At 68.4% G+C, this 8,868-nt stretch carries 8 protein-coding genes; all 8 read right to left on the bottom strand.

Annotation, left to right across the window (positions count from 1 at the left end):
- Positions 1-165 precede the first annotated feature (165 nt).
- A complete protein-coding gene (locus tag GJ632_RS03575) occupies positions 166-1,557 on the bottom strand; it encodes a hypothetical protein (protein ID WP_191452109.1) in 1,392 nt (463 codons plus the stop codon).
- Between the two features lies 1 nt (position 1,558).
- Entirely contained in the window at positions 1,559-2,755 is a 1,197-nt protein-coding gene (locus tag GJ632_RS03570; RefSeq protein WP_191452108.1) for a hypothetical protein, read from the bottom strand.
- Positions 2,755-5,907, bottom strand: coding sequence for a hypothetical protein (locus GJ632_RS03565; protein ID WP_191452107.1), 3,153 nt, complete (start codon positions 5,905-5,907; stop codon positions 2,755-2,757). Before GJ632_RS03565 ends, GJ632_RS03570 begins: the two co-directional genes overlap by 1 nt.
- Positions 5,907-6,170, bottom strand: coding sequence for a hypothetical protein (locus tag GJ632_RS03560; protein ID WP_089806305.1), 264 nt, complete (start codon positions 6,168-6,170; stop codon positions 5,907-5,909). Before GJ632_RS03560 ends, GJ632_RS03565 begins: the two co-directional genes overlap by 1 nt.
- Positions 6,167-6,931, bottom strand: coding sequence for a hypothetical protein (locus tag GJ632_RS21875; protein ID WP_197427863.1), 765 nt, complete (start codon positions 6,929-6,931; stop codon positions 6,167-6,169). Before GJ632_RS21875 ends, GJ632_RS03560 begins: the two co-directional genes overlap by 4 nt.
- Entirely contained in the window at positions 6,879-7,361 is a 483-nt protein-coding gene (locus tag GJ632_RS21870; RefSeq protein WP_197427862.1) for a hypothetical protein, read from the bottom strand. Before GJ632_RS21870 ends, GJ632_RS21875 begins: the two co-directional genes overlap by 53 nt.
- Before the next feature lie 88 nt (positions 7,362-7,449).
- Positions 7,450-8,349: a hypothetical protein gene (locus tag GJ632_RS03550; protein WP_191452106.1), complete on the bottom strand. Its 900-nt coding sequence runs from the start codon at positions 8,347-8,349 to the stop codon at positions 7,450-7,452.
- The gene (locus GJ632_RS03545) at positions 8,331-8,867 is read right to left on the bottom strand and encodes a hypothetical protein (RefSeq protein WP_191452105.1); all 537 of its coding nucleotides are present in this window, start codon (positions 8,865-8,867) and stop codon (positions 8,331-8,333) included. Before GJ632_RS03545 ends, GJ632_RS03550 begins: the two co-directional genes overlap by 19 nt.
- Between the last annotated feature and the right edge of the window lies 1 nt (position 8,868).

Raw genomic sequence — 8,868 nt, 5'->3', positions numbered from 1 at the left:
CGTCGACGCCGCCGTCGAGCGACACCGTCGCTTCGCCGCCTTCCACCCGCTCGGTCTTCCGCCGGGCGGGTTCGTGCGACTGGACGGTCTCGCTGCTCCGCCGCGGTTCCGCGACGAGTCTCACCGGGCCGTCGTACGGTTCCCCGCGCTTCTTGTCGCGAACGTTCACCGTGAGTTCCGTCGGCGGCGCCGTGGGTTCCCCCGCCGGCCGACCCTTCGTGTCGCGGGTGAGCAACCAGACGACAGCGAGGACACCCAGAGCCACCACGAAGACGACGAAGACGACGAAGGCGATGTCCGAGGAAGGGAACGACGAGAGGAGTCCGCCCGACGCCGACCCGTCGCCGCCCGCGTCGCCCCCGCCGTCCGCCTGCGCGGCGGTGAGCGACCCGTACGAACCGCCCTCACCGATAGTGACGGGCAGCGTCGGCCGGCCTCGAACGCGAGAAGTAGCTGGTAGTAGCCCCCCTCCTCGAGCGCGTACCCCGTCCCGGAGAGGTTCACCGTCCCGTCGGTGGCGTCGACGTCCGTCAGTCGCCGGACGCCGTCGTCCGTGCGAATCCAGAGGTAGGAGAAGTCGGCGGCCGCGAACCGCTCGCTGTCGACGGTGAACGCCGTCCCGTTCGCCGTGAGCGTCGCACCGACCGTCTGCGTGGTCGGCGTCCCCGCCGCGACGACGGCGCCGTCGGTCGTTCTGACCGTCGCGTTCAGGCCCCCCACCGCCGCGAGACTCGCCGCTTCGACCGTCAGTCGGCCCGGGGCCGACGCCTCGACGGGGCGTCTGAACACTCCCTCGGAGGCCGACGACCGGACGACGACGGCGTACGTCGTCCCGTTCCTGATGGCGGGGCTGTCGATGTGGATTCCCGCGCCGGTCCGTTCGACCGCCGTCGCGTCCCGCGCCGCGGCGAGGAGGTTTACCGTCCGCTCCCCGCGAAGGGGCGTCTCGCCCTCGGGGGGTCGGACAGTCGCGTCCGTCGACGTCAGCGACGGCCCATACCCCGCCCTCGGCACGTCGAGTACCGTCGTCCCGGAGGCGTTTCGAACCGTCGCGGTGGCCTCCCTCGTTCCGACGACGACAGTCAGTTCGTCGCCGTCGGAGAGACCGACGGAACGGCCGAGTTCGAGTCTGAGTTCGGCCGTCCCGTTGGACGCCGTGAACCCTCGGGACTGGCCGAGTCGCGCGTGCCTGAGGTCGAGCGATTCGCGCGCCAGTCGGGTTCCGCTCGACGTGCGTTCCACCGTAACGGAGACGTTCGAGAGGTCGCCGTCGGGGAACCGTTCGGGCGCGATTCGATACGTCGCTCGGCCGTTCGCCGTGCCGTTCGGCCTCTGCCGTTCGACCGTCGTCCGACCCAGTCGGACGGTTATCGCCGACTCGTTGGTGGCGTTCGTCTTCACGACGAGGTCGCCGTTATCGGTCGAGACGGTCGCCTCCTCGGCCGCGACGACGCCCGCGCACGCCGACGCGACGAGGAGCATCGCCGCGACGACGCTGAGTCCGACCGCGACCCGCCGGCCCGCGTCCGTCGCCGTCTGAGTCCGCTCTCGGGTCATGTTACTCGTTGACCTTCATGTACTGCCGAAGGTTCTCTTCTATCGTGTCGAGTTCCCCCTTCGGGATGCGTTCGTTTCCGAGACGACGCCCTGCGGCGAGGTTCTTCCGGTGGCTCTCGTACTGGTCCCACGCGTGGTCGACGAGCGGGTTCAGGTCGAAACCGCCGAGCAACAGGAGGACGTCGACGCCGTTCCCCGTCGCCCGTTTCGGGGTGAGCGTCTCCATGCCGACGGTGCCGGTGAGCCCGTGCTTTCGCTTCCAGGAGTCGAACGCCTGCTTCACGTCGTTCGTCGTGAGTTCGTCCCCGACGAGGTGCTCCGGTGCGCGGACGATGGCGTAGGCGGCCCGGCACGTCTCGACGTCCATCGGAACGTACGTCGCCTCGGACGCTCTGTCGAACATGTGTTCGAGCGACCGAATCTGGTAGTTCTCGTCGGTGGTGACGGCGGGCGTGAAGTGGTAGCCGCTGATGTTCGAGGGCTGGGCGACGTAGTCCTCCACGTCGATGACGCGTTGGGTCTCCCGACCGGCGCTGATGAGCAGGTCGACCGCCTCCACGATTCGCTCGTTCACCAGTTCGTACTCGCCGCTCCCGCCGACGGTGTCGTCGCCCTCGATGTGGGAGTTCGCCGCCAAGAGCACCATGTCCGCGTTCTGTGAGTTGTCCTCCCGACAGAGGAGCCGAGAGAGCCCGCAGACGGCGTTGAACTGCTGCTGTATCGCCTCGTTGTAGTACGGCCAGATACCGAACGTGATGTGGACGCCGTCGCGCATCCACGCTCGCTGGTCGTCGATGTCGGTCGGGTCGCCGAACTGGTTGACGAGGTACGGAATGGACCCGTTCCCCGTCCCGCCGCCGAGCGTCGTCAGGTAGAGGAAGGCGTCGGCGTTGCCGGCGTCGTTCTCTATCTGGCTGACGATGTCGTCGATGTCCTCCTGAGCGCACTGCCGCCCGTCGACGAACGAGTTGCCGACGCCGCGCTTGGAGCCGAACATGACCGCCTTCTCCGCCAGCGTCTCGGGCACGTTCGACCCCTCGATGGTGTTGCGGATGTCCGCGCGGTTCGTGTTCAGCAGTATCATCCGGTCGTCGATGCCGGGGTTCTCGGTCCGCGCGAAGAAGTCGGCCGTCACGCGGCCGCCGCCCTCGCCGGACGAGACGACGGCCCACCGGGTGAAGGTGTCTGAGCGGGACATTACTGCTTCGTCACCTCCGATTGTCCGACCGTGAACGAGGCGTCCACGTTCGTCTGGACGCCGGTCACGAGTTCCTCGAGGAGTTGGTCGGAGGCCGGTACGGTCAGGTATCGTTCACGCATCGTATCGTAGGACATCGAATCGCCGCTTGAGAGGTTGTGTGTCAGGATGTTCTCCAGCCGGTTCGTCAGTCTGGACTCGTCGAAGACGAGGACGTCACCGCCGTCGAGACACGCCCGCCCGTCGGACTGTTCGCCCCACATGGCGAGCAGGCACGGCACGAAGTCGTCCCTGATCGGGAACGACATCGACGGGTCGACGTAGCCGTTCTCGTCCAGTTTCCGGTCGAGTTCGGGGGCCAACTCCGGCAGTTCGTCGTGCAGTGCGGACTGCTGACCGTCGCAGACTCGCTCTGTCAGCGACGCCTCCGAGACGGTCAGTTCTACGGTCGTATCGTCGTCGAGGTAGACGGTCGTCGACTCGGCGACGTAGCCGTCAGCCGGCGTGTCCGCCGTCACGTCGTACTCGCCGTACGGCACGGATTCGAACGCGACCTGTCCGACGAGGTGCGTCCGCGTGGACGACTCCTCGGCGTAGTTCGACCCGTCGATTTCGACTCGGAGTTCCCGCTCGTCGCCGCCCGTCTCGAACCGGGGCCGCACGTCGAGCGCGTATCGCTCGCCGGCACCGCCCGTCGTCAATCGCTCGTCGGACGGTGCGTAACTCGCGTCGGGGTGCTGTGCGGCGAACAGTTCGAAGAACGGCCCGGCGTCTCGAACCGGGACGTCCGCCGGCGTGACCTCGCCGTTCGCCCGAAGCGCGTCGGCTATCTCGTCTTCCACGCCGGGGTACGCCTCGACGACGGCCGCGTCCCGTTCGGTGGTGTCGAGTCCGGTCGAGAGGTCACCGACCGTCGAGAGCCACGCTCGGCGGAACGCTTCGAGGTTCGTCGTCGAGTCGAGTCGGGTCACGTGGTCGGTCCCGGCGGCGTCGGGAATCGTGGTGAACGACGGCGGCGCGTCCGAGAGCGTCTCGACGTCGTCGGCCAGTTCCGTCTGCATCTCCTCGACCATCGCGGTACAGGTCTCCCGAAGCGTACTCGCGTGCGATTCGAGGACGTCGACGTCGAGGGCGGAATCGACCTGTTCGACCTCTCGTCTGACCGAGTCCACCTCGTCGAGTAACGACGGCGAGACGTACTGGTCTGCCACGGACGACTCGACCGTGTCCAGGAGAGCCTCGACCGACCGACGGTCGGCGTCGAACTCATCGGCGAGTTCCGACTCCACGCGACCGAGTGCGCGGACGGTGGCGTCGACCGCCCGTCCGTAGTCACCGGACTGCGCGGCGCTCTCGGCCTCGGTGAGGTCGTCGGCGACGACCGTGCGGTCGAGTCCGCGTTCCTCGGCGAGGCGTTCGACCTCGGCTCGCGCTTCGTCGAGGGCCGCCCGGGCGGTCCGGTCGTACGTCTGCAGTAACTCGTCGTAGCGTTCGGGAGCGTCGGCGTCGGATACCGATTCGAGTTCGCCGGCGTCGGGCGTCCGAACCGACGACTCCGATACCAAGTCCCGTTCGACGAGAGGGGTGAGCGCGTCGGCGCTGGCGAGTCGGTCGCGCGCGAACGACTCGAACGACTCGTCTCGAACCGTCGCCAGCACCTCGACGTCGTCTTCGAGAGCGTTCAGTTCCCGCACGTCGCCGGTGCCACCGGTCGTGTACTGGCCGGCTTCGCGGTCGAACTCGATTCCGTTCTTCTCCGCGTTCCGCAGCAGTTGCGAGAAGTCGTTCTCCGTCGTTCGGGCCTCCCACTCGGGGTAGCGCTCCCGCAACCGGTCGTACGTCTTCCAGAACGACCGAATCGACTCCGCGACGCCGTTGGCCCGCTGCCGGGCGAAGTCCGCTTGGTCGACCTGCGAGGGCCTGACCTGTCGTTGCACGTAGACGGCGACGGCGGAGATGGCCACCACGGGCGCACCGCCGAAGATGAAGTAGACGCCGAGTTGTGACCCCGTGTAGAGGAAGAGACCCAGCCCCACCACGACCGTTCCGACCACGAGTCCACCGATACCGAGCGCTGTCTTGTACTGTGATTTCATAAGAACACCTCCACGAACGCGTCGAGCCACCCCGACACCGCCAGTCCGACGACGGTCGCGACGACGAGGGACGTACCGACGCCGACCGGGACCGCCAGTTGTCGGACGCTGTACTTCGATGTCGCGGTCAGCTGCTTGTCGTACGCGACCTTCTCCAGTTCGCGATTCGCCAGCCTGTAGCCGACGCCGCCGCCGAAGACCAGCCCCCCCGACGACACCGCCGAGGAGCGACAGCAGAATCCCCGTCCGCGCACCGCTCAGTCGACCGCGCAGTTCCCCGCGGTACGCCTCGAGGGCGCTCCGGGAGGCGTCGAGTCGCTCGGACTGCCCCCGATTCACGGCGACGAGGAGTTCGGCGGCGTCGTCGTCCCCGCCGACCCCAGCTTCGAACACCGCCGCCTCCAAGGCGCGGTGACGCTCCACGAGCGGCGACGACTCGAACGCGTCTAACGCCCCGGCGTGCACCGGCTCGAACGAGTCGGTTCCGAGCGCCTCGGTCGCCCCCCGAACCGCCGTCGTCGCGTTCGACAACCGACCCGCACTCTCGACGTACCGCGCTTCGGCGGTGCGATACCGCTCGGCCGCGGACTCCGAGGGGAACGTGAGCGTCCGCGTGTCGTCGCCGACCCGCGTCCGGACGCCGGTACCGTCGGCGACGGTGTAGCGCGGACCGTCCGCCTCTTTCTCCGGCACCGCCTTCGCGAGCGACACCGTGCCGTTCGCCTCCGTCACGCGCACCCGGGCGGAGTACCGGTCCGTCTCGACCGTCTCGAACCCGGACGTCGACTCGTCCAGCGTCCACGCCGTCTCGCGGAGTTCCGCCGCGCCGTCGCTGCAGACGAAGACGGCGAACTCCGTCCCAACGTACAACTGCTGGGCCGACTGGAGCCTCGTTCCGTCCGAGAAGGCGGCGACGACGCGCGTGTCCTGCACGTCCCGACACGCCGTCTCGGGGGCGACCGACGCGCCCGCGGCGGCGGCCGTCGCGGTCACCGACCCCACGGCGAGGACGAGGACGACTGCGAGAACCGCGGCCGGCCGAACGTCGACCGACATCAGCCTCTCACCCGCCGGACGTACGCCCCGGCCGCGCCGGTGCAGAGACCGAGGCCGAGGCCGACTCCGAGGCCCGTGACGACGGGTCGAAGCGGCTTCGATTCGAGTCCCCGCGCCGCGACGACGGTCTGTTGGAGTCCCCGGACGCTCTCGGCGAGTTCGGCCATCGACGCCGGGTCGCCCGCCGCGGTCGAAGGCCCCGAGAGGGCGACGACGAGGGCGGTCCCGCCGAGCAACGCGCCCAGAACAGCGAGGCGTCTCACGCGGCGACCTCCTCTCGGGGCGTCTCGTCGTGTTCCGCCGCGTGTTCCTCGATAGCGTCCAGTCGATCGAGGTCGGAGCGGTCGTACGTCAGGAGCGTCGTGAATGACGCGAGATTCCGTTCGGTGAACGTCATCCCGTAGTTGACCTCCCCGCAGAACGACTTGAGTTGGCGGTCGACCGCCGAGACGTTGATTCGGTAGTCGTCGCCGGAGACGTACGACGCCGGAGCGCGAACCGAGCCCAACGCCTTCTGCGCGCGAGTGGGGTCCGCGTCCGCGAGCGTCTGTTTGCTGACCGACTGGTGGAGCAGGTTCACGCCGTCGACGGCTCGCTTGCCGACGAACGGGAGCAGATAGCCGGCGAGCGACCGGGTCATCGTCACGGCGCGGCCGATGGTCGCGTACCCCGTCCGCTCGCCGTCGCTTCCGAGGCGGAGCGTCGTCACGATGTCTTTCATGTCGACCACCTGCGCGTCGACGTCGTCGTACGTGCTGGGGTCGATCCGTTCCAGCACCGGCCCGGAGACGAGGTCGACGATGGCGGACGCGACGTACTCGTTGTACTCCGAGAACCGACTCTCGGCGGCGTCCTGATACGCCAGTCGCTCGTTGTCGACGAGGACGATACCCTCGACGTGGTCCTCCAGACGGTCGAGTCCGTACAGCGCGTTCCACGCCTGCCGCGGCGCCGACACCTGTTCGTCCCCCTCAGAGACCGGGCCGGTCGTGTTCGGCAAGACGCCGACGGCGATGACGTCCACGTCGGACTCGGTGGATTCGCGGATGGACTCGAGAGGTGGCGGGGCCGATTCCCGCCACCCCCGTCCCGCCCCCGAGTCCGAGGAAGACGAACACGTACGAGAACGGTTCGTCCTGCGCTTGCAGGACGGTCCGTATCTCGCGCGTCACCTCGTCGCTCCGCTCTTCCATCACCGAGTCGGCGTCTTTCGGGTCGCGCCCGAACCCGCCCGTGACGCGCGATTCGAACCCGTCTGTCTCCCCACGAACGAGTCCGTCGGTCTCTGAGACGCCGAACCACGCCGAACGGTCCACGTTCGAGAGGTTCTGGAGGTCTCGGATCGTCGAATTGAACACTAAGGGCGTCGCCAGTCGAGAGATTCGTCGGTGACCGAACACGTCGTCGACGATTGCACTCCCCGCCTGTCCCGCCCCCACAAAGAGGTATGGCATAAGTCAACTACCGCGAACTACAGGGAATCTTATATAAATAGATGTCGTAGTCTGTAGTATTCGCACCCGCTGACATGCAAGTCAGTTGTCAGCCTCGCAGTCGGCGAAGCATCACGCTGTACTCGTTCTGTTCGTAGAGTTGCTCGACGTAGTCGAGCACCGTCGCACCCGCATCCGCGATTTCGCGCGCCCGAACGCTCTCACCGGTGTTTAGCGCCGTTTCAGCTTCCTGATGGAGCGAGTCCACGAGCGAGAGAAAGTGCAGCGGGATGCTGTGGTTGTAGTCGCTCGTCCCCGATATCCACCGGTCGCTCACCGACTGTCGGCGTTCGACGAGCGATTCGACGCGTTCGGCGGCGTCGCCCGTCCCCGCCGATGCCGACGCCGAAGACAGTGCTGGCAACAGGTGTCGGTCGTAGAACCGCAGTTCGTTCTGTACGGCGTACTGCGTCACCTGATTCGTCTCGGGTGCGCCGTCGAGCAGTCGGCGGAGTTCCGCGACGCGGTCCGTCAGCTTCGAGGCCACTTGACCGTCGTGTGCCGACGCCGCCGTCTCGACGCCGGCAGCGAGTTCATCGACGGCGTCGGGGTCCACCGACCCGACGAGGCCGCGGACCGTCTCGGCCTCGTCGATGGCCTCGACCGCTCGTTCGAGGACCGGTTCGGGGTCGTCGTCGCCGGCGAACGCGTCGAGGAGCGTCCGCGCGAGTTCGCTCTGGGGTCGGCGGCGGCGGCGCACCGCCGTCGCGGCGTCCGCCGCGCCGTCGTCGGTCGGCGTCCCCCCGTCGGCGATGTCCGCGAGCGCCTGTTCGGGATCGACTTCGGGGTCCGTCTCGCCCGTCGCGTCGGCGATGGCACGCTCCAGTTCCCGGCACCGTTCCTCAGCCTCGCGGGCCCGCCGGTCGGCCTCCACTACCCGTTCGCAGAGTCGGTCGACGCCCTCGACGAGCGCCGCTTCGGGGGCGTCGCTCAGTCGCTTGCGCGCCATCTCGACGTCCGCCCCCGCCCCCTCGCCGACGTAGTCGAGTGCCGTTCCGACGGCGTGTGCCGCCTCGGCGTCGCGGAGGACCGTTTCGAGCGACTGTGCGGCGGCGTCGGCGTCGGCGCCCGAGGCGGCGAACGTATCGAGGAGGCGCTGCGCGTCGGGGGAGGCCAGCGACCCCGCGTCGACGCGGGAGACGACGTCCGCGGACGCGGAGCCGGTGCGCCGGCCGTCCGACCGGACCGGGCCGCGTCCTCGAACGACAGCGTTCCGCGGTCCACCGCCTCCGCCAGCGCTTCGACCTTTTGGACCGGCCCATCGTCGGGACGGACGGTGCCGGGCAACCGGTCGAGACTCGCGTCTGCGACGAGTCGGTCCGTCGCCTCCGAGAGGTGGTCGAGTTCCCTGAGCACGGCGTCCTCGCTCGCGGGGGCGTCCAGTCTGTCGGCGACGGCCGCTATCGACGCGTCGTCGTCGCTGCCCCCGCCGAAGATGCCGAACACCAGCGGTAACGGCCCCGCCATG

This window comes from Halogeometricum sp. CBA1124, from assembly GCF_009741955.1.
Lineage (GTDB): Archaea > Halobacteriota > Halobacteria > Halobacteriales > Haloferacaceae > Halogeometricum > Halogeometricum rufum.
Note: the sequence above shows the minus strand (reverse complement) of the source record. Positions and strands in the feature narration are given on the sequence as shown.

Excerpts from the sequence above, each read along its gene's own strand:
- GJ632_RS03575 (WP_191452109.1), bottom strand. The coding sequence starts at position 1,557 with ATGACCCGAGAGCGGACTCAGACGGCGACGGACGCGGGCCGGCGGGTC.
- GJ632_RS03570 (WP_191452108.1), bottom strand. The coding sequence starts at position 2,755 with ATGTCCCGCTCAGACACCTTCACCCGGTGGGCCGTCGTCTCGTCCGGC.
- GJ632_RS03565 (WP_191452107.1), bottom strand. The coding sequence starts at position 5,907 with ATGTCGGTCGACGTTCGGCCGGCCGCGGTTCTCGCAGTCGTCCTCGTC.
- GJ632_RS21870 (WP_197427862.1), bottom strand. The coding sequence starts at position 7,361 with ATGCCATACCTCTTTGTGGGGGCGGGACAGGCGGGGAGTGCAATCGTC.
- GJ632_RS03550 (WP_191452106.1), bottom strand. The coding sequence starts at position 8,349 with ATGGCGCGCAAGCGACTGAGCGACGCCCCCGAAGCGGCGCTCGTCGAG.
- GJ632_RS03545 (WP_191452105.1), bottom strand. The coding sequence starts at position 8,867 with ATGGCGGGGCCGTTACCGCTGGTGTTCGGCATCTTCGGCGGGGGCAGC.